This window comes from Psychrobacter sp. S1-30-MNA-CIBAN-0213, assembly GCF_040309845.1.
Classification (GTDB): Bacteria; Pseudomonadota; Gammaproteobacteria; order Pseudomonadales; family Moraxellaceae; genus Psychrobacter.
In genome coordinates this window covers 17,557-42,970 of the sequence record NZ_JBEOPE010000007.1, presented here as the reverse complement: position 1 = coordinate 42,970, position 25,414 = coordinate 17,557, and the positions used below count along the sequence as shown (strand labels likewise).

General features: G+C 43.1%; 18 protein-coding genes. 14 read left to right on the top strand and 4 right to left on the bottom strand.

The features are described from left to right. The first annotated feature begins 56 nt into the window (after positions 1–56). The 4 genes from AAEY87_RS08505 to AAEY87_RS08490 all read left to right on the top strand — a co-directional run bounded on the left by AAEY87_RS08505 (position 57) and on the right by AAEY87_RS08490 (position 4,724). Positions 57–671, top strand: a complete 615-nt coding sequence (locus AAEY87_RS08505) for a c-type cytochrome (protein WP_227514036.1) — start codon at positions 57–59, stop codon at positions 669–671. Positions 672–994: 323 nt separating this feature from the next. Then, a complete protein-coding gene (locus AAEY87_RS08500) occupies positions 995–2,323 on the top strand; it encodes a cytochrome c (RefSeq protein WP_350656804.1) in 1,329 nt (442 codons plus the stop codon). Positions 2,324–2,404: 81 nt separating this feature from the next. Next, positions 2,405–4,006 (top strand): flavin monoamine oxidase family protein, encoded by a 1,602-nt coding sequence (locus tag AAEY87_RS08495; protein WP_350656803.1) that lies wholly within the window; start codon positions 2,405–2,407, stop codon positions 4,004–4,006. 58 nt (positions 4,007–4,064) lie between these two features. Beyond that, positions 4,065–4,724, top strand: coding sequence for a c-type cytochrome (locus AAEY87_RS08490; RefSeq protein WP_440453677.1), 660 nt, complete (start codon positions 4,065–4,067; stop codon positions 4,722–4,724). An 80-nt stretch (positions 4,725–4,804) separates the two neighbouring features. Here the strand turns inward: AAEY87_RS08490 and AAEY87_RS08485 are convergent, their stop codons facing one another. The 4 genes from AAEY87_RS08485 to tolQ all read right to left on the bottom strand — a co-directional run bounded on the left by AAEY87_RS08485 (position 4,805) and on the right by tolQ (position 8,535). Beyond that, entirely contained in the window at positions 4,805–6,097 is a 1,293-nt protein-coding gene (locus AAEY87_RS08485; protein ID WP_350656802.1) for a beta-propeller domain-containing protein, read from the bottom strand. A gap of 136 nt (positions 6,098–6,233) precedes the next feature. Beyond that, positions 6,234–7,250 (bottom strand): cell envelope integrity TolA family protein, encoded by a 1,017-nt coding sequence (locus tag AAEY87_RS08480; RefSeq protein ID WP_228138828.1) that lies wholly within the window; start codon positions 7,248–7,250, stop codon positions 6,234–6,236. A 92-nt stretch (positions 7,251–7,342) separates the two neighbouring features. Next, positions 7,343–7,801 carry a protein TolR gene (gene tolR / locus AAEY87_RS08475; protein WP_068036002.1) on the bottom strand — a complete coding sequence of 153 codons (459 nt, stop codon included), beginning with the start codon at positions 7,799–7,801 and terminating at the stop codon, positions 7,343–7,345. Next, the gene (tolQ, locus tag AAEY87_RS08470; protein WP_068036000.1) at positions 7,798–8,535 is read right to left on the bottom strand and encodes a protein TolQ; all 738 of its coding nucleotides are present in this window, start codon (positions 8,533–8,535) and stop codon (positions 7,798–7,800) included. Before tolQ ends, tolR begins: the two co-directional genes overlap by 4 nt. A gap of 526 nt (positions 8,536–9,061) precedes the next feature. Between tolQ and AAEY87_RS08465 the strand changes: the two genes are divergently transcribed. From AAEY87_RS08465 to AAEY87_RS08420, 10 genes are all read left to right on the top strand, one after another. Then, positions 9,062–10,357, top strand: a complete 1,296-nt coding sequence (locus AAEY87_RS08465) for an NCS2 family permease (RefSeq protein WP_068035998.1) — start codon at positions 9,062–9,064, stop codon at positions 10,355–10,357. 926 nt (positions 10,358–11,283) lie between these two features. Beyond that, the gene (gene putA, locus AAEY87_RS08460; protein WP_350656800.1) at positions 11,284–14,538 is read left to right on the top strand and encodes a bifunctional proline dehydrogenase/L-glutamate gamma-semialdehyde dehydrogenase PutA; all 3,255 of its coding nucleotides are present in this window, start codon (positions 11,284–11,286) and stop codon (positions 14,536–14,538) included. Between the two features lie 11 nt (positions 14,539–14,549). Continuing rightward, the gene (locus tag AAEY87_RS08455) at positions 14,550–15,239 is read left to right on the top strand and encodes a 1-pyrroline-5-carboxylate dehydrogenase (RefSeq protein ID WP_068035993.1); all 690 of its coding nucleotides are present in this window, start codon (positions 14,550–14,552) and stop codon (positions 15,237–15,239) included. 435 nt (positions 15,240–15,674) lie between these two features. After that, the gene (locus AAEY87_RS08450; protein WP_068035990.1) at positions 15,675–17,036 is read left to right on the top strand and encodes a uracil-xanthine permease family protein; all 1,362 of its coding nucleotides are present in this window, start codon (positions 15,675–15,677) and stop codon (positions 17,034–17,036) included. A gap of 305 nt (positions 17,037–17,341) precedes the next feature. Further along, entirely contained in the window at positions 17,342–19,108 is a 1,767-nt protein-coding gene (locus AAEY87_RS08445; RefSeq protein WP_350656799.1) for a xanthine dehydrogenase small subunit, read from the top strand. Continuing rightward, positions 19,105–21,693: a xanthine dehydrogenase molybdopterin binding subunit gene (gene xdhB / locus AAEY87_RS08440; protein WP_350656797.1), complete on the top strand. Its 2,589-nt coding sequence runs from the start codon at positions 19,105–19,107 to the stop codon at positions 21,691–21,693. The genes AAEY87_RS08445 and xdhB overlap by 4 nt, the downstream gene beginning before the upstream one ends. Then, on the top strand, positions 21,686–22,801 hold the full coding sequence (locus AAEY87_RS08435) for an XdhC family protein (RefSeq protein WP_350656795.1): 1,116 nt from the start codon (positions 21,686–21,688) through the stop codon (positions 22,799–22,801). The genes xdhB and AAEY87_RS08435 overlap by 8 nt, the downstream gene beginning before the upstream one ends. 94 nt (positions 22,802–22,895) lie before the next feature. Further along, complete coding sequence (gene guaD / locus AAEY87_RS08430) at positions 22,896–24,326, top strand: guanine deaminase (RefSeq protein ID WP_350656794.1); 1,431 nt, start codon at positions 22,896–22,898, stop codon at positions 24,324–24,326. Positions 24,327–24,403: 77 nt separating this feature from the next. Further along, complete coding sequence (locus tag AAEY87_RS08425) at positions 24,404–24,997, top strand: DUF1543 domain-containing protein (RefSeq protein ID WP_350656793.1); 594 nt, start codon at positions 24,404–24,406, stop codon at positions 24,995–24,997. Between the two features lies 1 nt (position 24,998). After that, positions 24,999–25,316: a hypothetical protein gene (locus AAEY87_RS08420; protein ID WP_068035980.1), complete on the top strand. Its 318-nt coding sequence runs from the start codon at positions 24,999–25,001 to the stop codon at positions 25,314–25,316. Positions 25,317–25,414 lie beyond the last annotated feature (98 nt).

Here is a 25,414-nt window from a genome sequence, read left to right as displayed (position 1 = left end):
TGTTGATAACTATAATAAATTCAGAGGCTATCATGGACAATATAAGCATAAAAAACATGACATCCAGAATGCTCAATATGATGTTGCTTAGTGGGATAAGCACTGCAGTATTATTAGGCTGTAGCCAACAAGCAGATGATGTAGAGACACTGGCTAGTAAACAAGACACTGTGCAACCGGCTGATAATCAAGCCAGTCGTAATACTGGGGCTTGGGGCGGCGTGTATATGACTCGTGATGAATTAAGAGCGCCCAATATCAACATCGTTGATGACAGCTCACTGCCGAGCATGGAAAACGATCCAAGTATTGCAGAGTGGGAAACCAAGTTTGAAGGTTCAAATGCCTTTATTACTACCAATGGCGCCAAGCTATACCACGACTCTTGTGCAGGCTGTCATATGCATGAAGGTCAGGGCGCTTATGGGGCGGGCTATTACCCACCGCTAGCAGATAACAGTAAAATGCAGTCGAAATATTACATTATTGACATATTGATTAATGGCTTTCGCGGAATGCCGTCATTCCATATGATGATGAACGATGAGCAAATGGCAGCTGTTACTCAATATGTGGTCAATGATCTAAATGGTTTTAAGCAGACCGTTACTGCTAAAGATGTGGCACAGCTAAGGCATGCCAACCCTCCAGGTTATGATCCAAGCGAATAAGTTTGTCATAATTAATCTTACTTAGGTAATAACTAACAATAGTAATCAATAAAAAGCTCAACAAAAAAGCGTCCAGTAATATTATTGGACGCTTTTTTATTGCTGGCTATTACTAGAATTCGACTAAATATTAGAGGTGATAGCTATTAAAAACGGCTTAAAATGCAGCTATTCCTTCAGATGTTTTATTCCTGAGTCTTTGTAAAAAAACGTGCTTGATAGATAATTAAGCAAGCAATTTCAGTGAAATAGTTTTATTTTAGTAGAGTTGCCTCAACGTTATTTGCTAAACATTATATAGGTGACATACAAGGATGTTTATTATGAAGCCGTTTTCTGTGCTGTTGTCAGCACTTGCATTTAGTATGGCCTCTAGCACTTTGATGGCTAAAGAGATAAGCCTTCCTATTCCTAGTGCAACTTTACCCAATGTTAGCCCAGCAAATAGTCCTCTCGCTAATCGCGGTGCTTATGTTGCGCGTACCGCTGACTGTATGGCTTGTCATCGTGAAGACTATAGTGGCGGCGTAGCGATTGAAACGCCTATCGGCAATATTTATTCGACCAACATCACACCTTCTAAACGTTATGGCATTGGCAATTATACCGAAGCTGATTTTACAAAAGCTCTGCGCAAGGGACGTGCACCGGGTTACCAGCTTTATCCTGCCATGCCATATCCGTCCTATCATGGGATGACTGATGACGATATCAGTGCATTATTTGCTTATTTTCAAACTGTACCAGTCGTTGATAAACCACCTGAAAAAACCACTAAATTACCATTTCCATTAAATATTCGCAGTTTGATGTTAGCTTGGAACGTCATCAACGTACCTTCTACTGAAAACCGTCAAGGTCTTACCCAAACGCAGCAACGTGGTGAATATCTAGTCAATAATTTAGAGCACTGTGGCACATGTCATACACCACGCAACCTTACTCAGGGTCTTAATAAAGACAAGTATTTATCTGGTGCGCTGCTTGGTAAATGGTATGCACCAAACATTACGCCTGACAACGATAGCGGGATTGGTCGCTGGAGTGAGCAAGACATTAGTATTTATTTACGTACTGGAAAGCTTGATAAACGTGCGTATGCTGGTGGGCCAATGGGTGAGGCAGTCGCGCACAGTACTCGCTATTTAACCGATGAAGACTTGATAGCAATCGCCGATTATCTAAAGGTAATACCGGCCATCAAGACTGAGGATTACTTAATACCAGTGTATGTCTCACGTTTGCCACGTCCAGCCAGTGACTCTATTACTTACAACTTACTTGAGCAAAAAGACTATTTAGCGCAAGCAAAAGCCAATACCAGTATCAACGCTAATAGCAGCTCGTCAAAAGCATTGTATCTTGCTGTTTGCGCCAGTTGTCATGGTGTCGATGGTTACGCCCAGCCTGATGCACGTTATGCCTCTATCGTAGGACTAACCAGCATTCGCCGTGCTAAGCCAGATGCGCTGATTAATGTCATTGCATATGGCGCTAAAGGCGCACTAAATACAGCGCCGAAGATGCCAGGTTTTTCAAAAGAATTAACTCATGCTCAAATTGCCAGTATCGCCAATTATGTGCGAGTTAGTTTCGGTGGACTGCCAAACAGCGATGTTAGCGCCACTGATGTTAAACGCATACTGAAGTAAGTGTAAGCATCAAGACAGATCACAAAAACGCTTATCAGTATCTAATGCTATGCACGCCTGCTTTATTACAAGGACAATATAATGAACGATATGCTTCAATCACCCACACGGCGGCAACTGCTGTCAATGATTGGCAAAACTGCTGGAGCAACAGCCATGTATCAGGCGATGACCACGCTGGGCTTTGCGTCTGAATCTAGCTTTAAGCAAGAAATGAATCTCAAGGGCGCGCCTGCTGGAGCAAGTATCGTTATCCTTGGGGCAGGCTTGGGTGGTCTCACTGCGGCTTATGAGTTACGTAAAGCGGGCTATAAAGTGACGGTTCTTGAGTACCAAAATCGCGGTGGTGGACGCAGTTGGACATTAAACAGCGGTGACAAATATACAGAGCTGGGTGGAGCTGAGGTCACTTGCGACTTTAAAAAAGGCAATTATTTTAATGGCGGCCCGTGGCGATTGCCTGTACATCATTATGCCGTATTCCATTATTGTAAAAAGTTCGGAGTCGCATTACAGCCTTTTATTCAAACCAATGACCGTGCTTATTTGCATCGTACCAATCATTTTAATGGCGCGCCGCAGCGTTTAGGGGAGGTGCAAAGTGACATTCGCGGTTATGTCTCAGAGTTGTTATCCAAAGCGGTTAATACTGGTGGCCTTGATAATACCGTTAATAAAGAAGACAAAGAAAAACTGTTAGAAGGTTTAAAAGGTTGGGGCGTTCTTGATAATAATTATCGCTATGTCAAAAGCCATGAAACTAGCAAGCATCGCGGTTATAGCGTTTATCCAGGTGGCGGGTTGATGCCCGATGCCAAGCCCTCGACTCCGATACCAATGGACAAATTATTAAATTCGGGAATGTGGTCAGATATCTATGCCAACTATACCGTTTATGTGCATCAACCAGCGATGTTTCAGCCCGTTGGCGGTATGGGCAAAATCGGTGATGCGTTCACGCGTGAATGCCGCGATATGATTATGTTCAATGCCAAAGTCACCAAGGTTTATCAAGACGAGACTGGTGTAACCGTTGATTATGTCGATAGTAATAACATCGATAGTGAAACCAAAACTGTACGTGCAGATTGGTGTATTTGTAATATTCCATTATCAGTATTAACCCAAATTGATATCAATGTCTCAGCACCAATGAAGCAAGCGATGGCAGCCGTCCCTTATGACAGCTCTTATAAAGTAGGTTTAGAATTTAAGCGCCGCTTTTGGGAGGAGGATGAATGGATATATGGCGGTATCACTTATACTGATATGCCTATCTCACAAATATCTTATCCTTCACAAGACTTGTTTACTACTGGTTCAGGCGTACTACTGGGAGCTTATGGGTTTGGAGAAGCTTCCTATAAGTTTAATTCTCTAACACCAAAAGAACGAATTAATGCGGCATTAGAGTATGGTAAATACATACATCCACAATATACCAAAGAGTTCCGCTCAGGTACTTCGGTCGCGTGGCATCGTATCCCATGGTCGCTCGGTTGCTATGGGCTTTGGAGTGAATCTAGCCGTGAGCAGTATTACGATACGCTTTGCAGTATTGATCATCGAATCGTGCTGGCAGGGGAGCATTGCTCACACATTCCAGCTTGGCAGGAAGGCGCAATATTATCCGGTATGGATACAGCTAAGCGGTTACATCAAAAAGCAAAAAATCTCGGCTAATAAGGGTAACGATTAAGCAAGGATGACTATAATGAACTTAGGAGCAGTCATGGATATGATGAGATTACACCCAATTGAACCATCTCGTCCGCTCAAGTTGTGTAGAACGGCAATCATCTTAGTTATCGGAGGTGCAGCTACCTTGTCAGCCTGTAGTTCGTATACTAAAGAAAAGGCGACTACTATTGCCAGTCAACAATCAGCACCAGTGATATTTGACAATCAGGCTAGCCGTAATAATGGCGCATGGGGTGGGGTGTATATGTCGAAAGCAGCGCTTGCCCGCCCGCCTATGAATATCGTCAATGTTAGCTCGATACCAAAGATGCAGAATGATGCCAACTTACAAAAATGGCTCGCAAAATTTGAAGGTAGCTCACAAGGTAAAACAGGCTTTTTTACGATGAATGGTAAAAAGCTTTATGAGGACTCCTGCGCGGGTTGTCATATGCAAAAAGGCGAAGGTGCGCAAGGGGCAGGCTACTATCCGCCGCTAGCCAATAATAGTAAGATGCAATCAAAATACTATATCATTAGCGTTGTGATGAATGGTTTGCGCGGTATGCCATCCTTTCATAGTATGATGAATGATGAGCAAATAGCGGCTGTGACTCAATACGTGCATAGCGATCTGAATAAATTTACGGATACGGTCACTGCGGCTAACGTTGCCCAATTACGCCATGAATTTCCACCGGGTGCGGATCCTAGTGAGTAAGCTTGTTATCATAAACAAAAAAAGCGTCTGATAAATAAGTTATCAGATGCTTTTTTTTAAAACGTTACGAAGTAATAAAATTATTGCGGGCTGGCTGACCATACCGGTGAGCGGATAATGCCTTGACCAGACTTACCGAATGACTCACCACCATTTAATGACTTAATGGTTAATACGCCTTTCCCGCCTTGAGTTGAGGCATATACCACACGCTTACCATTAGGTGAGAAGCTTGGAGCCTCATCAATACCGGTATTACCCAAATTAGCAGTCACTGCACCGTTACTGTTCATAATTGCAGCTGAGCGCCCACTCAAAAAGGCAATTTGCGTGCCGTCACTACTAAACTGCGGACTGGTTGCATAACCACTATTAGATACTTTGGTTGTCCGACCTGAGCCAAACTCATAGCGATAAATTTGTGGCTTATTAAAGCCTGCTCTATCAGAAACAAATACAAAAGACTTACCATCCGGCGCATAATTTGGTTGCACTTCACTGCTTGGCCAGTTTGTCAGCTTTTTAAGGTTGCCACCACCTGCGCTCATCTCATAAATATCAGCACTACCTTCAAAACTGCTGGAGAATAGTATTTTACTACCGTCAGGGGAGAAAGATGGGCTTAGGTTACTGCCTTTATATGGAGTAACAACAGTGGCCGCGCCGCCACTCACATTTTGTACATAAATTAATGGATAGGATTTGTCGCGCTGTACTGTATAGGCAATGCGCGAAGCATCAGGTGACCATGCTGGCGAAAATATTGAGCCTGTGACTTCAGTGATGGTTCTAGAGTTTTCACCATCGGCGTCCATGACTTTTAAGCGAGATATCTTATCTTTGCCGCGTCCAGTCTCTTCAATATAAGCAATACGCCCTGAGAAGTCACCCGGCGTGCCAGTAACAAGCTCATAAACTTTATCCGCGATAACGTGCGCTGCATAACGCAAACTTTCTTGATTGTTATCCGCACTTAAGCTTTGCTTACCTTGAAGCACGCGACCAGATTCAACATCAATCACTTCATAGTTAGTCTCGATTTTACCGCGATTGGTACGGGTGCTACCGACTACTAGATAAGGAATACCTAAGCTTTGCCATACTGGTAATGTCCCAGCGAGCTCGCTACTACTACGCGGTTGCTGCGGTAAATTTTTGCTAGTAACGTTGAGCTCAGTTCTACTCAAGTCGTTTAAGATAATGGGCGATAGCACAGAATCACCAGCGAAAGGCACAAAAGCGACCTGATTTTGTTGTACTGGAATCTCATAATCTAATTCTAGTACGACAGGGGCAGCGTATAAGCTAGGAGCAACAAGTAGGCTTGAGGCGCCAGCAAATAAAGTAATCAAAAGTTTTTTGTGAGTACGCATGACTGAATTTAGCTCCTAGAATAAGGTGGTAATCGTTTTTTATATACTTTAATTGAGTATCACGGTAAGACAATATCACAACTGACGCAAGTTTTTTAAGATGAAATTGGCAATAAACTAGGAGTTTGCTATGTTATCAATTACTGCCCTTGAACTGTACCGTAAAGGTAGGATATTTAGGGTCGTCAGTATCAATCGGTAAATTACGGGTACTCAGTACTGCTTGTTTAGCAGCTTCGTTTACAGCTGGATCAGAGCCTGAAACAGAGACATTGACCACATCACCATTGCTATTGACTGTTATCGTTAACGTCGCACGTTGGGTTGAACCCTTAGCCGCTATGGGTGGGTTATAATTGCGTCTGATTAAGTTAATAATCTCACTATTGCTCGCACCGCGACTCCCACCTGACGCATTGCTATTACTACCAGCTGATTGCCCTGAGGTAGTGGTACTTCCAGATACCGTTGACTGTCCATCGGATAAGCTAAAATTCTTGCCAGCACTGCTTGAGTTACCAGTATCTATCTCTAAATTGGACTGTGTATTATTAGGTCGTTTGATTTTGGGTGGGTTATTCTCTGTATTTCGAAATGATTTCAGTCGAGCGCGCTCAGCATCAAGCTCATTTTGTTTCTGTTGTTCAACCTCATTAAGCTCTGCTAACGCTGACTCATCTAGCTGCGCTGCCAATTCAGCTATATTACGCTCATACTCTTGCATTTGCTCAGTACGTCGCTGATGCTGCTCTTGACTCATTAATACTGGACGATCAGCTGGGTCATCAGAGCGAGTAAATATAGACTCTCTTTGTGTGTTTGGTGGTACGTTTGTTTGGCTGGCATTGCTACTGCTATTTGCATTCATTTGTTCAATGGCAACTGCACTGCCATCACTACTACTAGCTGCTTGCATCGCTGCACGATTGGCTAATATCTGCCCTTGCATTTCAGCCAACTCTCCCGGTGTGACCATGGTAGTTTCAATATTACCCACGGTTTCTAATTCGGGCGATTGGTAGGTATAGATCAGTATTCCAAGCACAATGCCATGTGCCAACAAGCTCAATATCATGGGCAGTGTCAGCCCATTACCTTCTGGCGGAGTTGGGACATAAACGGCAGGAGCATTATTCATGGTTTTGATACTCATTGACGTGTTTCATCAGATTGTCTGCTTCGTTAAACTAAGCGTATATAGAGGCAAGTGTGTGCAGAGTACAGTAGATTTTTTAGTTAAGGCTATTATAACGTAGGTGTGGGCAGGGGAGCACCTGTTAATAGTCCTACTTTTTGAATACCTGCCTGCTGCAAGTTTGCCATTAAGGTCATAATTGAACCATATTGGTTATTTTGATCTGCATTAATCATTACCTGAAGCGGTTGCACGCCAGCGTTGCTATTTTGCGACTGTAAATTGGATAAAGTATTAATCAGTTCTGGCTCACTGATAGGCATGTCTATATTGTTCTCATAACTGATAAAAATCTCACCGCTACTTGTTAACGATACGATAACAGGTAGCTGATTTTGACTCATTGCATTGGTCTGCTCTTTTGGCAAATCAACATCGACCCCTGTCGTCAGCATCGGTGTTGTCACCATAAATATCACCAATAACACCAGCATAACGTCGATATAAGGTACGACATTCATTTCAGCGTTGAGCGCTTTTTTCTTGCGGCTATAGGGGTTTGGTTTCATAGCCCTGTCACCTGACCTGCGCCAATTATAGTCTCAGTAATTTTATTCTCTTTATGCAGTGCATTTTGGCTACTGGTCTCACGCTGTAACATACCCGTCATCTCATCGCAAAATAGTGCACGCGACTCATAAAGCTGGCCTGATTTTGCAGTGAAATGGTTATACGCTAGCACGGCTGGAATAGCAGCAAACAGCCCCATTGCAGTAGCAATAAGCGCTTCAGCAATACCGGGAGCTACGGAGGCAAGAGTGGCTTGTTCTGTTTGTGAGAGACCTAAAAAGGCATTCATGATACCCCAGACCGTTCCAAATAAACCAACATAAGGCGCTACCGAACCAATGCTGGCAAGGGTAGTGATTCCTGACTCAAGCAACTGTTGCTGACGACCAAGTCCAACCCGCAGCTTACGCTCAACGCCATCAATAATGTCATCTTTAGGTTGGCGTTTTTTGTGCATTCTTAAGTATTCAGAAAAACCAACATAAAAAATCTGCTCAAGGCCTTGACGCTCAGGAGAGCCTTGAACACCTTGGTACAGCTTGGCCAAATCTTCGCCCGACCAAAACCAAGTCTCAAACTGCTCATCGAAGTTTTTGGCCGTGCCAAGACGAGCGCTTAAGCGAAAAATAATGACCCAACTAACCAAAGATGCTAGTAGCAATAGCCCCATCACAATCTGCACGAGCAGGCTGGCTTGAGTAATAAGATCTATAATGTTTAATGATTCAGGCATGTAACAGGCTCACTGATAATTAACAACAACTGACTAAAACAAAAATGCCTAAGCCAGATAACCCCAAGTAACTACAATAAAAACGATAATTTAATACTTATTATGTATAATCAAATATCATATATTTTCATATTAATTTCAATAACTTAATATGAAAATAACCGCTTAATCAAAGTGTGATATTTGCCGTAACAATATTTTAACCCCCTAGTTTACTGCTAAATGCTTAAAAGGTCATTATTAATGTGTTAAATGGTCAGTAGACAGATTTTTAATTTATTGTTTGATAATACGTTCTTACCGTGTACTATTGTTTATAAATAGAATTTAGTTTTGGTTTTGGACGCGTAAGGCATGGGTAATGATTGAATTTGTGCGCTAATTTCTCTAGAATGTTGCGCTTTGTTACCACTGCCTTTTGATAATGACGTCGCAATTCCTTTGCTGACGTCATATTTATTTTAGGCACTATATTTTAAACACCATCAAACCTGTTCTTTTTACTGGCCAGTCGGAATTGACCCTTATGAATGCACTTGAGCGCTATTTTGGAATTAATGGTGACAATACCACGATCAAAACGGAAATTGTTGCTGGTATAACGACCTTTTTGACGATGGCTTATATTATCTTTGTCAACCCTAACATATTGGCAGAAGCCGGTATGGATAAGGGGGCAGTGTTCGTTGCTACCTGTCTAGCCGCTGCGATAGGCTGTTTTATAATGGGCATCTATGCCCGCCTGCCTGTCGCCTTAGCACCGGGCATGGGTCTTAACGCCTTCTTTACCTATGGCGTGGTTTTGGGTATGGGCCATGCATGGCAAACTGCGCTCGGTGCTGTATTCTTATCGGGTTGTATATTTATACTTTTAAGCTTATTTAAGATTCGGGAATGGATTATAAATTCTATTCCAATGGCTCTGAAACAGGGTGTTATTGCAGGTATCGGTGCATTTTTAGCATTTATTGCGCTACAAAGCTCTGGTGTCATCGTTGGGCAAGATGCAACCTTGGTTACCCTCGGTGATATGACGTCATTTGGACCAATGATGGCTGCTATAGGCTTTTTCGTTATTATCGGTCTATCTTACAAAAAAATCCCTGGAGCGGTAACGATTGGTATTTTACTGGTCGCTTTGATTAGTCTGTTGGCAGGTCATACTGAGTTCACTGGTGTTATGTCCACACCACCATCCATTGCACCCACACTTATGCAGCTTGATATTGCTGGTGCGTTTGACGTGAGCATGATCAGTGTCATTTTTGCTTTCCTATTTGTTGATTTGTTCGATACCGCAGGTACGCTAGTGGCTACTACGAGTCAAGCCAACTTAATTGATAAAGACGGTAAAATCCCTAATATGGGCAAAGCACTGCTAGCGGATTCAACAGCAACGGTTACCGGTGCGATGCTTGGAACTTCATCGACTACGAGCTATGTTGAAAGTGTCGCGGGTATTGCAGCAGGTGGTCGTACTGGCCTGATGGCAGTGACGGTCGGGGTATTATTTTTATTAAGTACTTTCTTTGCACCGCTGGCTGGTATGATTCCAGCTTATGCTACCGCAGGTGCTATCTTTTATGTAGCTGTACTGATGCTAGGTACACTAAAAGATATTAACTGGGGCGATTTGACTGATGCAGCGCCCGTTGTCGTCGTTCTTTTGTTCACTCCATTAACATACTCTATCGCTGATGGTATTGCGCTTGGTTTTATTACCTTTACTGCGGTGAAGTTAATAGCTGGCAAACTTAATGAAGTGACTATCGCAGTATGGGTGCTAACGATAATCTTACTTGCCAAGATTATATGGCTATAGTTTTTTAGGTTATTTATAAGCTCTTATTAATAAGTGCTATGTTTCTAAGAAGTGTATTTACAGACAGCTAGACAGCATTACCCACTCCTAAACCCTCTTTATCTTTCTTTGATAAAGAGGGTTTTTTGGTTAGAGGCTAGGGCGTGTCCTCAATCTGAACGAGTGAACCTCTAATGAGCTAAAAATGGCTATATTTCCGTCACTCTTTGAAAATTTCTAGACAATATGTTCATATTCTCTGCAAAATTTCCTTTGATTGACAAAAACCTATCTCATTTTTATTACCGTTATCAAAATGAGGACAAGCCCTAGGGTATTTTTTGGCGAGAAATTCGTAATTATTACAGTTAGAAATAGTGCTTAATAGTTAATAGCAAACAAAAAACCATAAATTAAATAGCTTCAAGAACTTTGTGCTGCTATCTATTTGTTTTTAAATGATATATTTATTAATATAAATGACCGATAATGTTAGTTTGAAAAATTATTTCATGATAATATGGCGGAGTTAAGCGCATCACCTCAATCAACGCCGTAGAGGTTTTTCTTACAGTGAATTAGCGTCATATAAGATCACAATTTTGGGTTCATTAATTTCATATTAAAGCCATTAATTGTCGATTGCACTCCTTTCACTACAAACAAGAAGAAGGCACTAATGCCGCTTAACTGTTCGTTGTTGCCTTTGAATTGTTAACGTAGTATTTTTTAACAATCGAACGACCTACTTAACCCTCTCCAGCTTATGCTGGATTTGCTCGTTTTGTGATGGCGTTGTTTGGTCTCTTATAAGTAGCTATCATTGATAGGTATTTGTTGCCGCTATTTGGCTGAATGTTTAATCGCTTTATCCTAAATGTTTAAGTCATTAAGAGTCCACACGCACCATTTATTATGGTTTTTTTAACGATAGTTATGGAGTTGGTATGAACCCAATAGACCAGTTTACACCCAAAGAGCCTATTTTATTTGATCCTATCGATTTGCTTGCACCTGAGTATATTACTCAGTCGGCAGATGACCTGTATGCGCGTATTTCACCGTTATATAGTGTCGATGAAGACCGCTGGTTGACCAAGTTGCTACCACTAGCTAAGCCTAGTGATAAAGAGCGAGATGATGCTAGCGAGCAGACGCGCAAGCTGGTTGAGTATGTGCGTAATGACGGTAAAGCTATCAAGATGGTAGATTCATTGTTGCTCGAGTATAGCCTTGATACCCAAGAAGGTATCTTGCTAATGAGCTTGGCTGAAGCATTGATTCGGGTGCCAGATAACTATACGGCTGATGCGTTAATCCGTGACAAGATGAGCGTGGCGGATTGGAAAAAACATCTCAAAGATGACAATGGTTTTATGGTCAATGCTTCGACTTGGGGCATGATGATGACCGGTCGTGTGGTAAGTATTGATAGTAGTACCACAGCATCTGGGTTTTTGGATCGCATGACTAAAAAGATGGGCGAGCCGATGATTCGCGGTGCGATGCAAAAAGCCATGCGCATTATGGGGCATCAGTTTGTATTGGGCGAGACTATTGAGGACGCTAATAAAAACAGCCAACCTTACCGTAATAAAGGCTATACCTATTCGTTCGATATGTTAGGCGAAGCAGCCATTACCCATAAGGATGCCGAAAAATACTTCAATGACTATCTGCATGCGATTAAATCTACTGCTGATGTTAAAGTCAAAGAAGGTATGCCTAAGCCGTCCGTATCTATCAAGCTGTCTGCCTTGCATCCACGCTATGAAGCGACGCAAGAAGCGCAGGTTTTAGGGCTATTACGTCAGCGCTGCTTATTACTCATTGAAGCCGCTCGTGAAGTCAATGTCGATATCAGTATTGATGCCGAAGAAGCGGATCGTTTAGAGATTTCTCTCAAATTATTTGAATCGCTGTATCGTGATTCATTAACCGCTGGCTGGGATGGCCTAGGGCTAGTCGTTCAAGGTTACTCAAAGCGGGCTATTGCGATATTTGCATGGCTTGCGCGCTTGGCTACAGAAGTTGGTGACCGTATCCCACTACGTCTAGTCAAAGGCGCTTATTGGGATACAGAAATTAAGCTTGCGCAGCAAAAAGGCTTGTCAGGCTATCCAGTCTGGACACGTAAAGAAGGCACGGATACCGCATATCTTGCTTGTGCTCGCTTCTTACTATCAGATCATCTACGTGGTCTAATTTGGCCGCAGTTTGCTACTCATAACGCCCATACTTTGGCATCAGTGATGACCATGAGTACGCATAGAGACTTTGAGTTCCAGCGTCTACATGGTATGGGGGATGCACTCTATGACCATATCTTGCAATCTTACAATATTCCTGTACGTATCTATGCACCCGTTGGCGCGCATGAAGATTTACTGCCATATCTAGTACGCCGCTTGCTTGAAAATGGTGCGAATAGCTCATTTGTACATCAGTTATTAGATAAATCTTATCCGATTGATAAGCTAACGGTGCACCCGTACGACAAGCTACTGGCCAATGACAATCTGCATAATCCAGAGATTCCGTTACCATTGGATATCTATGGCACGCGCCGTGCTAGCTTTGGGCCTAATATATTTGTAGAGTCGCAGTGGTATCCGCTCAAAACAGCTATCGATAGTCATTTGCACAAAACATGGTCAGCGGCACCTATCATCAATGGTCAAGCAGTTAGCGCATATGAAGTGGATGGTGCAGCGCATCAGCTTGATAGCCATACAGTACGTGCGCCTTGGAACCATGAAGTTGTTGCTGGTGAAGTACAATATGCCAATGCTGAATTAGCTCGTCAAGCAATCGACGTTGCTGTGGCTGGGCAAGTGAAGTGGCAAGCAGTATCTGCATCTGAGCGTGCAGCTATCTTACGCAAAACTGCCGATTTATATGAAGAGAACTACGCTGAGTTAATGGCGCTATGTCAAATTGAAGCGGGTAAAACCACGCAAGACAGCATTGATGAGATTAAAGAGGCGGTTGATTTTTGCCGTTTTTATGCTGATGAGGCTGAGCGCTTAAATGATGTCACTCACGAGTTTACAGACTTAGCTGGCAAGCAATCACGCCAAGTTTATAAGGCACGTGGCACATTTGTCTGTATCAGTCCGTGGAACTTCCCACTCGCGATTTACACAGGTCAGATCGTTGCTGCATTAGCAGCTGGTAATACTGTCGTGGCAAAGCCTGCTGAACAAACCAGCTTAATCGCTCATTTTGGTGCACAGCTGATGTATCAAGCTGGCGTACCAGCAGAAGCGTTGCAGTTTGTCACTGGTGCTGGCGAAGTAGGCGGGGCACTGACAGCAGCGGATAATATATCTGGCGTGATCTTTACTGGCTCAACGCAAACAGCGCAGCGTATTAACCAAAGCTTAAATGATCATGCGCAAACGAGTGGCGAGCTACCAATTTTGATCGCTGAAACTGGTGGTCAAAATGCCATGATCGTCGATTCCACGGCATTGCCTGAACAAGTGGTTAGGGATGCAGTATTGTCAGCATTTGGCTCGGCAGGACAGCGCTGTTCAGCATGTCGTATTTTATGTGTACAAGAAGACGTGGCAGATGGCTTGATTGAGTTGCTCCAAGGTCATATGGCAGAGCTGGTCGTAGGAAATCCAACTTACGTCGCTACAGATGTCGGTCCAGTGATTGACGCAGATGCCAAGCAAGGACTTGAGAGTCATATCGAGCGTATGAAGTCTGAACCGACAGCGACTATCTTGGCGCAAACGCCTATGAGTGCCAGCTCAGTGGTCAGTGAAGAGCAATCTACCTTTGTATTGCCAACAGCGATTGAGGTACAAACCATCGACGTTATCGGTGGCGAGCACTTTGGCCCGATATTGCATGTACTACGTTACAACGCGCGTGACTTAGACCAGCTTATCGATGCCATTAATGCAACAGGCTTTGGTTTAACCTTAGGTATCCATAGCCGTATTGAAAATATCGTCGAGCATATTGAGCGCCGTACTGTCGTAGGTAATACTTACATCAACCGTAATCAGATTGGTGCTGTGGTCAACGTCCAACCTTTCGGTGGTTGTGGCCTATCAGGCACTGGTCCAAAAGCAGGTGGCCCACATTATGTCGCACGTTTGATGAAACTAAGTTCTGAACAAATAGGCTCTAAAACATCAAATACAACAAACAATACTATATCATCCACTCAAACAGAACTCGCATAAGGAGTAGCAACATGGCGACTGAATTCAAAAAAAATCATGCCCAAGTTTGTGAAGCTTGGCGACTACTTGGCGCAGTGCAGCGTGCTACTTATCTTGAAGCTGCTATCCCCAAGCTGGCATTGTTCACCGGTGATGCCAATAAAGCGCGTCGCTTATTTAATCATCTATTGAGCGCTGCACCAAGTCTTGACGAAGTGCACCGCATGACAGGTGCTACTGGCGAGTCCAACGACTTGTATGTGACGGCTCGCGGTAAGACGATGGTTGTTGGTGGCGAATCAGCCAAAACGATGGCGGTACTGGGGCAGCTTATCGCAGCATTGCTAACGGGTAATGAGGTAATATTGCATTGCCCAAGCCAAGAAGAGATGTGTGCGGAAGCGGCGAAAGTGCTCTATGATACAGGTATCAGTGATGATGTGTTAAGTGTCGCGAATGACTCACAAACGATTACCTTGCTACACATTGATCGTCTCGCACAAGTCGCAGTTGCAGGTAGTCATGCTGAAGTACAGGAGATTAGTCAGACATTGGCTAATACCGATGGTATCTTAACTCAAGTGATTGCAGTGACAGATATGGAAGGCTTATCCGATATGCTCACGCCAGATTATTTGTACCGCTTTGTCACTGAACGCGTGCTAACCATCAATACGACTGCTATCGGTGGTAATGCAAGCTTGCTTGAGCTTGGGACATAATAACCTAGGACATAATAAAAAGTAACGTAATAAAAATCAAATAGTTACTCGCTAAGCAATTAGAAATTGCTTAGCGTTATTTAAATGACGGTTAATGTTTATTTACAAGGGCTTTAAAACTCTTGAAAAATAAGCGTTAACCGTTTTTTTTATGGTCAGCTCCAAAGTGCCTTAGGTCTTAGGAGATGAACTTTCAACATCTTACGAAACTATGTTTTAAAAATCTTATGAAGCTATGTTTTATAGCTTGTAGGCAAACAATAGTAGTGATACTATAAATAAAACCTGACTAAATAGTCATCTTTTAAATTAACGTTGTCACTAAAATTAAAATGCTTAAACGAAACCAGAATAAAGTAATTAGCGAGGCAACCTAAACCTATTAACAAGGATTGTTAGTAGACTTAAGACCATATTAATCAAGGATGATTAACAATGTCTAAATCGTTAGAATCCCAAAAAAACTCCGAGTTGATGTATCAACTCAATGACAAGCCCAGCTTCTGGCCGGCAAGTTTCGCCGCTTTACAACATCTACTAGCTAGTATCGTCGCTATTGTCACTCCCACCTTGATTGTTGCCGGAACCTTAGGTTTGGGTGATTACGTTCCCTATCTAATCAGCTGCGCTCTAATCTCCTCTGGGATTGGCACTTATATCCAATGTAAAAAAATAGGCCCTATAGGCGCTGGCATGCTCAGTTTACAAGGTACTAGCTTTGCTTTTTTGACTGCTATTATCGCTGCTGGACTGATTGTAAAAGGCCGTGGTGGTTCGCCAGAAGATATTTTGGCTACCATCTTTGGGGTTAGTTTTTGCGCTGCCTTTGTTGAGGTTGTTCTTAGCCGCTTTATTCACAAATTAAAAAGAATATTTACCCCTGTGGTTACTGGCACTATTATTATTCTTATTGGTGTTCCGCTGATTGAAGTCGCCATGACTGATATTGCAGGTGGCTTTGGTGCAGAGGACTTTGGCAGTTTGCAAAACCTGTTTTTAGGTATGGTTGTACTGGTGTCAGTGATTGTATTCAACCGCTCAAAAAACCCATTATTAAGACTTTCCTCCATTGTCATTGCTTTAATTTTGGGAATGTTAGCCGCCTTTTTTATGGGTAGGCTAGATTTTTCTTCCTTGAACAATGTTGGTTTTATTACTGTTCCCATCCCATTTAGGTTTGGTTTCCAGTTTGATATTGCCGCTTTCATTCCTATAGCCATTCTATATTGTGTTAGTGCCCTTGAGACTACTGGTGATCTAACAGCCAACGCTGTGGTTTCTAAAGAACCTGTCAAAGGCCCTATTTACCTTAATCGAATCCAAGGCGGTGTATTGGCAGATGGGGTCAATTCTATGATTGCTGCTACGTTAAATAGCATGCCGTCGACCACCTTTAGCCAAAACAATGGCGTCATTGCACTGACTGGCGTCGCCAGTCGTCATGTCGGTATCTACATTGCTGCCCTGATGATTATCATCGGATTATTTCCTATCTTTGGCGCTATATTGCAAACCATGCCTCAGCCGGTACTTGGCGGCGCAACGTTGGTGATGTTCGGGACAGTAGCGGTGGCTGGTATTAAAGTATTGGCTAGCGCCAAGCTTGACCGCCGTGATATGTTGATTATCGCTACCTCCGTGGGGATGGGCATCGGTGTATCTATGGTACCTGAGGTATTATCACAATTGCCTGAATTGATACGTAACGTGCTGATATCGCCTGTAGCAATAGGCGCTATTACTGCGATTTCATTAAGTTTATTTTTGCCAGTGGACACCCAAGAGGATGATATATAGCCCATATCAAATAAAGGTGTTATGTGTTTTATATACACGTGAGGCTGATAAAAATTTCCTTGCTTGCTGTGCCTACGCAGACAGATGCTGCAAAAATTCCTATCAGCCATGCCGTAATATTGTCAAAGTAAATTGATTATATAACGCCCAAAATGTAGACAATAAAAACGTTGTTAAATGCCGTTATTGTGTGATATCTATTAAATATAGACTGATTGGTTTGCGCCATCTAGCAAGTGGTTATATTAACAATGTATTTAAGCTGTCTAATTTCACAAAGCCCAATTTTTTAGCCGAGTATTGCTATGATTAGTTTCTATCTGAACGGAAAGCGTCATGAGATAAGCCACCTCAATCCGAATACAACGGTACTTGAGTATCTGCGCTTGCACGAACATCAAACTGATACTAAAGAAGGCTGCGGTAGTGGGGATTGCGGCGCCTGTACCATTATGGCGCAATGCTTGCCTAATCATGCGACAAGCGATTCTAGTGACAGCACTCCTTTTTATACCTTCAACTCCTGTATTGCTCTATTGTCGCTGATGGATGGTCATCATTTAATGACCGCTTCTTATTTAGCGGACAATCCAGCACATCATCCAGAGCGGGCGCTGTTGCACCCTGCACAGCAAGCGATGGTTGACTGTCATGGCTCGCAGTGTGGATTTTGCACCCCTGGCTTTGTGATGTCACTTGCGAATTTATATGAAAATCATCGTATGCAACAACAGGAAAATGCCAAGCAGGGTAGCTCAAATGGTGAGCTAGCTAATGACAACCTAAGCTATGACGACCTAAGTTATGATGATATTGTCGCTTCAATATCAGGGAATCTATGCCGTTGTACCGGTTATCGTCCCATTATCGAAGCAGGTCTGACGATGGGTAAAATTGGTCAGCAAAGAGACGCTGATAAAACAGTAGCAAAAGATTTAACGATAAGCTTAGCTACGGATGCGATGGCAAGTAAAAGTGATGTGCTGCTTAAATCTGCATCATTGGATACCTTGAATAAAGCCTTAACTATTGAGCCTGCCCTTGCTGAAGGGTCGCGTCAGTTATTCATTCCAAAGACAGTGAATGAACTTAATCAGCTATTAGCTGTATATCCGAATGCGACTATTTGGGCCGGTGGTACGGACTTGGGATTAAGCATTACTCAGCACTTGGTTGATCATGAAGTGATTATTCAGCTATCTGCTATTGATGAGCTAAAAACTTGGTCGCTTTCTCATTCAAATTCTAGCTCAAAGGCTGATTCAAAGCCGTTATCCGAGTTAGGTAATTCCACTGATAATAAAGCAGCAGTACAAGAATTGACGTTTGGGGCTGGCATGACGTATCAGCAGATGCTGCCGATACTTGAATATAACTTTCCGGCCTTCGCGGCACTATTTGCAAGAACAGCTTCACCACAAATCCGTAATATGGGTACACTTGGCGGTAATATCGCTAATGCGTCGCCAATTGGTGATTTACCGCCAATTTTACTGGCGTTAGAGGCACGTATTCATTTGCGACATTGTGACCTCAATAATAAAGATGTTAGTGATAAAGATGCCAGTGCTAAAGATGAAAACAATGAACATAACAAAACATCTTATGTCGACGAGATAATACCTTTATCAGAATTTTTTCTAGATTATAAGAAGACTAAGCTTCGGCCAGGCAGTTACATTGTCGCTATTCATATGCCACTGATGCAGGCTAATCAGCATCTATTTATTCATAAAATTAGTAAGCGTTATGAAGATGATATTTCTGCTTGTTTGGTTGCCGTAAGAATCGATCTGTCGGCAGAGGGTATGACTATTGACCATGCAAAAATAGGTCTGGGCGGTATGGCGGCTGTACCATTATTAGCCAAGAATTGCCAGCAAGCACTCCTAGGCCAGCCCCTCGAAATTGCAAGTTTTAAGAAGGCTGCAAAAGCACTACCGATGGATGTCTCACCATTAACGGATGTCCGAGCCAGTCGTGAATATCGCTTGCATGTGGTACAACGTTTGTTGATGAAGTGTGGCAAGCAGCTGATAAAAGAGACGCAAACTGAGAGAGAATCATCATGAGCCATCAATCCTCCTTATTTGACAGTTACAGTATTCGCCGCGTACGTCCGCCTAAAAACAAAATCGGCACTTCTGCCAAACATGATAGTGCGATAAGTCACGTCATGGGGACGGCGACCTATGTGGATGATATCTTAAAGCCGCAAGGCACTTTACATTTGGCAGTTGGTAAAAGCAGTCACGCTCATGCTCGTATAACGAGTATGGATCTCAGCGCTGTTAAAGCAGCTGACGGGGTGATTGATGTTTTAAGTTTTAAAGACTTACCCGCTCAGACGGATATCGGCGCTGTATTCGACGGTGAGCCGTTGATGGTGGATGAGATCACAGAGTACGTGGGTCAGACGCTGTTTTTGGTCGTTGCAACCACTCATCGTGCTGCAAAAAAGGCGGTGCTCAAAGCAGTTGTAGGGTATGAGCCATTATCAGCGATACTGAGTATTGATGAGGCTTTAGAGCAGGAGCAGTTTGTACGTCCTAGCCACTTTATGCAGCGCGGTGATACCGAAGCAGCGCTTGCAAATGCGCCTATGCGTATCGCAGGCCATATTCATATGCTGGGACAAGAGCACTTTTATTTGGAAGGTCAAGTGTCGTATGTCGTGCCTTGTGATGATGGCGGGCTTGAAGTTTATACCTCATCGCAGCATCCAAGTGAAGTGCAGCAGTTGGTCGCTGAGGTGACGGATTTGCCCTTTCATGCGGTCAACACGGTCGTACGCAGAATGGGCGGCGGTTTTGGTGGCAAAGAAACCCAAGCCGCTGCATGGGCATGCTTTTGCGGTATCGTTGCCAAACGTCACAATGTACCTGTCAGTATGCGCTTGGATCGTCAAGATGACATGGTAGTGACTGGTAAACGCCACGAATTTGCTAACCGTTATGAGGTCGGTGTCGACGAGTCAGGGCAAATCCTTGGCGTCGATATGCAGCTGGCTGGCTTGTGTGGTTATGCACCAGACTTGTCCGATGCTATCGTCGATAGAGCGATGTTCCACTGTGACAACGCTTATTATTATCCAGCTGCGCACGTAGCAGGACATCGCTGCAAAACGCACACGGTATCGAATACTGCCTATCGAGGTTTTGGTGGGCCTCAAGGTCTGATGACTGCCGAATATATGATGGATCATATTGCCTATACTTTAGGCAAAGACCCTCTGAAAGTGCGTTTGGCTAACCTCTACCAAAATGGACAAAGTACTCATTATGGTCAGCCGATCGAGCATTTTGATTTGGCAACGATTATGGAGACACTGGCAAAAGATTGTGATTACGATCAGCGTCGCCAGCAGATGATAAAAGCCAATGAGCAAGCCGAAGCTGAAGGCAGCGACAAACGTCTTGGTATTGCCCTAACTCCGGTAAAATTTGGTATCTCATTTACGGTGCAGACGCTTAACCAAGCAGGCGCTCTAGTCCACATCTATACCGATGGTAGCATCCACCTCAATCATGGCGGGACAGAAATGGGGCAAGGGCTATTTGTCAAAATTGCACAAATTGTCGCCAATGAGTTTGATGTAGATTTAGACACCGTAAAAGTATCTGCAACACGTACCGATAAAGTCCCTAATACTTCGCCAACTGCGGCCTCATCGGGCACCGATATCAATGGTAAAGCAGCACAGAACGCTTGTTTAACCATTAAGGCACGTATTGTCGAGTTTGCCGCTGAGTATTTTGAGGTGGCGCAAGAAGACATACGCTTTGAGCACAATCATGTCTATATTGGCGATAAGGAAGATTTTACTTTTGCTGAAATGGTGCAGTTAGCTTATCAGCACCGCGTTAGTCTGTCTTCCACTGGTTACTATAAAACGCCAAAGATATTTTACGACCGCTCTAAAGCGTGGGGTCGACCTTTCTTTTACTTCGCTTTAGGTGCTGCGTGTTCTGAAGTTGAAATAGATACGTTAACTGGTGAATATCAAGTGCTGCGCTGCGACATCTTACACGATGCAGGACAGTCGATTAACCCTGCTATCGATATTGGACAGATTGAAGGCGGCTTTGTGCAAGGCATGGGGTGGCTCACAACTGAGGAGCTTACTTGGGATAAAAAGGGCACGCTAGCATCTAACAGCCCTGCCAATTATAAAATTCCAACGTCGCACGATTTGCCAAAACAATTTAAAGTTAAACTGTACGACCGTAAAAATGAAGAGCAAACCATTTATAATTCTAAAGCAGTTGGTGAGCCACCTTTTATGCTGGCAGCTAGCGTTTGGTGTGCTATCAATAATGCAATCGCAAGCTTAAGTGATTATAAGAAAAACCCAGAGCTTACGATGCCCGCGACCCCAGAGGCGGTATTAAAAGCGGTGATGCGCATGCAAGGCGAGGCGTGGGAAATTGACACGAATGTAAACTTTGATGCGCTTGATAGTTTGAATAAAGATGAGGAGGACGACTGCGGTATTGACGATGATAAAGTTAAGCCACAACTCGTGCCGCATGCCGAAGATATCGATCCGCCAGAGGTCGAAGGTCAGACAGTCGACGATCAGCCAGAAGCGATAGAGCATCCTAACGTAGCGGGTTCAAGAGGCCCTGCACATAGTGAGCCTACGCACAGTGAATAATTCATTATTGCCACCAGTGCCAATACCAGTACGTTGGTATGATGGTCTAGCACAATATCAGCAGCAAGGATCTGCGCACGTGTTGGCGACTGTCGTTGCGGTCAATGGTTCTGCGCCCCGAGCGCTACAGGCCAAAATGGTGGTCACACAGGATTACTGCTGCGATACGCTCGGTGGCGGCGGTCTTGAGCATGATGTTGTTGCGACAGCACGGCAATTGCTAAATGGTGAGATAGATACAACCATACCAAAAACTTCTAAAAGAGATAAAGGTGTCAATAAGAGTATCGACAATGACAATGATAACGATAACGACAGTGATTCGACGCCATCTAAAGTGGTAAGACGCGATACTGTTTATACCAAGCATTATCCGCTAGGCGCAAAGTTGGCGCAGTGCTGCGGTGGTAGTGTCACCGTTATGTTTGAATGTTTCAACGTGACGCCACCGATGTCGATATTGGTATTTGGAGCAGGGCATGTGGCAGCAGCGTTGATGACGATACTGGCAGAGCTACCTTGCCAAGTCGATTGGGTAGATAGTCGCCCTGAGATGTTTGAGCGTTATTTATTAGAAAATTCTAATTTGCCAAATAAATCTATTAAAACAGAAGGCTTAACTCAAACACTAGAAACCCAGCCAAGCTTAAATCAGCCTAAGCTTTATAATCTTCCTGCCCATATCCGTCCGCATATTGACGATGATCCTGTTGATTTCATTCGCCCGTTTATTGAGCCATTTCTTGAACAAAGCGGTCAGCGTTTTATTTTGGTTATGACCCATGATCATAGTCTTGATTTTGAGTTAGTACGTGCCGCGTTGGATGCTAGTTCAGAGGCAAACCGTTTAGCAACTAGTCTCGATAATGATGATTTAGGTAACGATCTAGATAATGACTATTCAAAAATATCTATGCCTTATATCGGTTGTATTGCCTCGGCAACTAAAGCAGAGCGTTTTAAAAATCGTCTGCTGCAACGTGGTTATGATAAGCAGATAGTCGATCAACTAACCATGCCCATAGGACTACCAATCGGTGGTAAAGAACCTATGGCCGTTGCCGTATCTATCACTGCGCAAATTTTGCAGCATTATCATCAAAAATGATCCATAAGTGATAGACCATCAATACTGATTTCTACCTCTACTATTAAATTCTAACCAAAACGTTTGGTATGACCAAGTGACGGGAGATTTACTAATGGCTCTACATATTTATCAAGCGCAGCTCCTGCACTATCTTACCGAAGATGATCTGAATCAAAGGGCTGAGCGCGCGCATGCTGAAAAACCCAACTCAACATCTTCTAATTATTCAAATCCAGCAACCATTGATAAAAGCATAACACTATTACCAGTCATTGCTGGCGTGAACGTCTATCCTGAGTATATTGCTAATGGTGCATTGGTTGTAGATGATGTGACAGGCTACATTGTAGATTATGATAGTAGCGAGGCAATGTTAGCGAATTATGCTGAAATCAATGATCAAGCAACGGTAAAGATTCATGACTATCGTAATAAGCTAATTATGCCGGGCTTCATCGATACCCACGTGCACTATCCGCAGATAGATATGATTGCGGCTTACGGTGAGCAGCTACTTGACTGGCTTAATAATTATACTTTTGTCACTGAAGCCAATTTTGGTGATCCAAAGGTTGCCCATGATACCGCGCAATTCTTTTTAAATCAGTTGCTCGCCAATGGCACGACCAGTGCCATGGTGTTTTCTACTAGTCATCCTCAGTCCGCAGAAGCCTTTTTTACTGAAAGCCACAGGCTTAATACTCGCATGATTACGGGTAATGTGTTGATGGATCAAAACGCCCCTGAGCATCTGTGTGTGCCTGCTGAACAGAGCATTCGAGACACGCAAGACATTATTAATAATTGGCATGGTCGTGGACGCCAACATGTGGCGATTACCCCAAGGTTTGCTATTACTTCAACGCCAACACAGCTGCAATTAGCAGGCGAGCTCTATGCCAGCTATGATAATGTTTATCTACAAACACATCTGGCAGAAAACCGTGATGAGGTTGCTTTTGTACGTAAGCTCTATCCCAAACATAAAGGCTATTTAGATGTTTACGAGGATATGGGACTGCTGGGTCGTTATACCACTTTAGCACATGGCATTTACCTTGAAACCTCAGAGTATGAAAGGCTTCGCGCAACTGGCACCCAGATAGCGCATTGCCCAACGTCCAATTTATTTTTAGGTAGTGGACTATTTGATCTACCTAAAACATTAAGCTATACCGGCGTCAGTATTGCCACTGATGTAGGGGCGGGAACCAGTTTATCGATGCTCGTCACCTTGTCAGAAGCCTATAAAGTTCAGCAGCTACAGAACAACCAACTGTCCGCTCATCAAGGGTTATATCAAATTACCTTGGGCAATGCGCAGTCGCTGATGCTAGATGATAAAATCGGTAACTTTATGCCTAATAAGGAAGCTGATTTTGTCGTGATAGATATGGCAGGAACGCCTTTGTTAGAAAGACGTATGGCACAGACTAAAACCCTTGAAGAACGATTATTTGTAATGATGATGCTCGGTGACGATAGGGTGATTGAGGAGACGATTATTGCTGGGGTGAGTCGTTATAAATCGGGGTCATCTTAAATTTAAAGCAACTTAACGTTTATTCTTTTCAAAAATTATTTTACCTACAAAGTTGTTCATCTATAAGGCAGTTCTCTATGCTAACATTATTCATGATTCAACTAGGCGCTCGCCCTAAGGGTCGGGTAATTGAGCAGCATGATATTTTCTTTGGAGTTGCTAACCAAGTCAGCGAGTTGATAGCAGACATCAACAGCCATTGGCCAGAAGTAAAAAATAAATGGCATATTGATTCGTATCGAGCTATTAGCAAGGTTGATAATTATAGTATCAAATTGGTCAAATCAAGCAGCCAAATAGAGAATGCCAACGGTTTAAAATTGTTCTTTATCAATTTAGGCGGCTATCAGCAGGGCAGTTTTGAGGAATTTCATCACAAGTTACTTATCGTTGCTACCCATCAGACGGATGCCATTAAACAAGCAAAACAAAGTGAATTTTACAAACAGTTCACTTACAAAGATAAAGACTCACCTTTCAACGCAGCCTCGCATATCGATGATAAGTTTGAGGTAGATATTGATGATATTTATAACGTCAACGACCTTGTCTCAAACGTACAGATTTTAATTGAACCTATTACTCATGATAACCATGAGCTTGCAAATGCTGAAGATGATAAAGAGTACGTTGGTTATCTCAGTGTTAAAAACTTAAGGAAGTTACTCTAGTATGGCTCTAAATATGTACTACAAAAACGGCATGATTCGCAAAACGCGTGGCCAAATTTCTGATGATCTATTGCCCACCCTTTATCAGGTTCATAATAATGCCAATTTTCCGCAATTAACTTGGTTGATTGATAATCTTTATGAAAATTCACAGATTCAACCTGACATTGCGAAGGCATTGGTTGATGAGATAGTAGCGTTTGAGAGGTTAATACTGTCGCTACACCTACCTTTTCCTAGAGTGCCACTGCAAAAATTGCAGACTTTCTTTACGGGAGCTGCTACTAGTCAACAGACTGTTTATACTAGTAGTGATTGAGTTGGCTATCTAGCTGTTTTTATAGTTTTAAGCCGTATTGGATGATTCTCAAACAGGCATTGCTGATTAAATTTAATGATATGACTGATGAGCTTGAA